The 2,837-nt window shown below is 70.9% G+C and carries 2 protein-coding genes; one reads left to right on the top strand and one right to left on the bottom strand.

Translation table 11 applies throughout. From position 1 onward, the window contains the following. Nucleotides 1-1,956: M1 family metallopeptidase (locus HY703_07445; GenBank protein MBI4545010.1), on the bottom strand; the 1,956-nt coding region annotated here is incomplete at its 3' end. A 158-nt stretch (nucleotides 1,957-2,114) separates the two neighbouring features. On the opposite strand from HY703_07445, the gene HY703_07440 reads away from it, so the two are divergent. Continuing rightward, the gene (locus HY703_07440; protein ID MBI4545009.1) at nucleotides 2,115-2,609 is read left to right on the top strand and encodes a DUF4149 domain-containing protein; all 495 of its coding nucleotides are present in this window, start codon (nucleotides 2,115-2,117) and stop codon (nucleotides 2,607-2,609) included. The last annotated feature ends 228 nt before the right edge of the window (nucleotides 2,610-2,837 follow it).

Raw genomic sequence — 2,837 nt, 5'->3', positions numbered from 1 at the left:
GTCCATCACGGCGTCGAACGTGCGGCTGCCCGCGAACCACACGTCGACCGGCCAGGTCAGGATCGCCGTGGCGCTGTCGAGCATGGTCGCATTCGCCATCGGCCGGGTGGCCGGGCCGGTGGGCGCGAACTGCACCTTGAGCACCACGGGCGCGGGCATCTGGCCGTCCTGGTGGACAGTGACCGTGGTGCGCCGGCCGGAGCTGGTGACCTTCTGGATGGAGCCGTCCACCCGCTCGGTGGTGAAGAGCCAGTAGTACCAGAACCAGCCCAGGTCGCGCCCCAGCGCGTTGCTCATGAAGAAGGCGTAGTCCCAGGGCGAGGGGTGCTTGAAGCGCCAGGCGTGGGCGTACTCGCTCATGGCGCGCCAGACGGCCGTGTCGCCCACCACGCCGCCCAGCATGGAGAGCATCAAGGGTGCCTTGCCATAGGCCTGGAAGCGGTACATAGGGCCGCCGTAGTTGGCGTTCCAGACGAGCGGCGCCTCCTGCTCGTTCCCGCTGAAGCTGCCGTAGGCCTGCCCGAGGCCGTCCAGCTTGGGGGGCTGGTGGGCGCGGTCGGCGGCGGAGAGGATGTTCATGTACTGGTTGAAGCCCTCGTCCATGAAGCCCCACCACGTCTCGTTCACGCCCACCATCATGGGCCACCACTGGTGCCCGACCTCATGGTCGGCGGCGCCCGTGGCGGACATGATGAACATCGGGTACTCCATGCCCCGCTCGGGGCCGTCGGCCAGGGTCAGCACCGGGAAGGCGTAGGGCATCCATAGCTTCGAGTAGAATTCCAGCGCGTGCCGGGCGCGCTCGGCCGCGCCCGTGTAGGCCGCGGCGCTGCCGGGCAGCCGGAGGATGTAAATGGGAATCGCACCCTTGCCGGGAATCGTGGCGCGCGTGGCCTCCCAGAGGTAGCTCTTCGAGGTCGCCCAGGCCACGTCGGCGACGCTGTCGGCGACGAAGTGCCAGACCAGCCGCTCGCCCGGCGCCGTGCCCTGCGCGGGTCCCAGCTCTTCCGGGGCGACGATGGTATGCAGGGAATCCGAGTCCAGGACGTGTGCGAGCCGCTCCCGCGCGGTCGGAGAGAGTACCTCCTCAGGGTTCTGGAGCACGCCGGTGGCGCCGACGAGCCAGCCGGCCGGCACCTCGATCCGCACGTCGAAGCGGCCGAAGTTGTTGTAGAACTCGGACGGTCCCAGGTAGGGGTCGGTGTCCCAGCCGCGCAGGTCGTCGAACACAGCCACGCGCGGGTACCACTGCGCCACCTGGAAGAGAGTGTCGCCCCAGCGGCCCATGCGCAGGCTGCGCCCACCCTCCGCGGGAGGCACGCGGAAGCTCCATTCCGCCTCGATAGTGCTGGTCGCGTTGGCTGAGATGGGTGTGGGTAGAACGATTCGCGCCGTGGTCTCGCCCAGCCCGTACGCGCTCGGGACCGGGGGCGGGGCAGGAGGCTGGCCCGGCCCGCGGAACTGCGGCGGCGGCGGGTTCAGCTCCACGGCGACGCCGTCGACCGTCAGCCTGGTCAGCTTCATGCCCTCCGTGCTCACCGGGAGCGAAACCAGCCGCGGCGCGCCGGGCGCGAAGATGTTCTGGTCGAGGCGGAGCTGGACGGAGGCCAGCTCCGAGGTGCTGGTGTTGTGGATGACCGCCGTCTCGCGGCCGCTGACCGTGGCCGTGGCCGGGTCCAGGCGCGCGTCAATGGTGTAGTCCACCCGGAGCTGCCAGTAGTTGCGGCCCGGGCGGCCAGTGGAATCACGCGTGCCCGCCGCCAAAGCGCGCCGGATCATGTTCGTGAGCGGGATGTCGCGGCGCACTGCGCGCTCGGGGAGGGCGACGCCGCGCCCGGCACCCGGCCGAGCTTGCCGGTCGCGGGCCGCCGCGCCGGTCTGCGCCGAAGCGGCCCCTGGCGCTCCCAGGATCATGGCAGTGAGCAGGACCAACGGCAGCGACGATCGCGTGGTCATCGCCGGGGACCCTATTCCGCGCGACCTGGGGTGTCAAGCATCATGGCCTGCTGCGATTGCACTGGTCGGGAGCCTCTGCTAACCTTGGCTGGTGGTCAACCCGGAGCCAGTTTTGGCGGCGCCGATTCAAGGAAGGCCCGTGACATGAGGGCCAGGTCATGTCGCTTTACTACCTCAATGTGACGGTCCACCTGCTTGCCGCCCTGCTCTGGCTGGGCGGCATGTTCTTCCTGGCCCTGGTGGGCGCGCCCGTGCTGCGTGCCGTCGAGCCGGCCACGCTGCGCACCGAGCTTTTCCAGCGCCTGGGCCGGCGGTTCCGCACGGTGGGCTGGATCGCCGTGGCAGTCTTGCTCCTGACCGGCGCGGCCAGCCTCTATTTCCGGGGACTGCTGGACGCCGAAGGCCTGGGGAGCCCGGCGTTTTGGCGGACCCGTTACGGCGCGGCCCTGGCCTGGAAGCTGGGCATCGTCGTGGCTATGCTGCTGCTCCAGGCGCTGCACGACTTCCTCTACGGGCCGGCCGCGGCGCGGGCGGCGCCGGGTTCGCCCGCGGGTTTGCGGCTGCGCCGCACGGCGGCCTGGCTGGGCCGCGTCAATGTCGTGCTGGGAGTGGGACTGGTGGTGGCGGCCGCGCGGTTGGCTCGGGGCGGCTGACCTCGAGACACCCCCACCTCCCGAGCGGCACCCGGCGCTCTCCCTGCGCGACCGCCTGCGCTCGCCCCCCGTCGGCCCGCCCTGGCCGCCGCACGCGCGGCGCGCTTCGAGGACCCCGGTCCCCGGCAAAAGCGACCTACGGCCGGGACAAAAGGTCCCCGGCGGGGGGTGGGCTGACACGGCTCAACAAGTTGGGCTGGGCGGCTAATCCCTTGGCCGCCAGCCGAT

This window comes from Gemmatimonadota bacterium (genome assembly GCA_016209965.1).
Classification (GTDB): Bacteria; Gemmatimonadota; Gemmatimonadetes; order Longimicrobiales; family RSA9; genus JACQVE01.
This window is presented reverse-complemented; position numbering and strand designations above follow the sequence as displayed.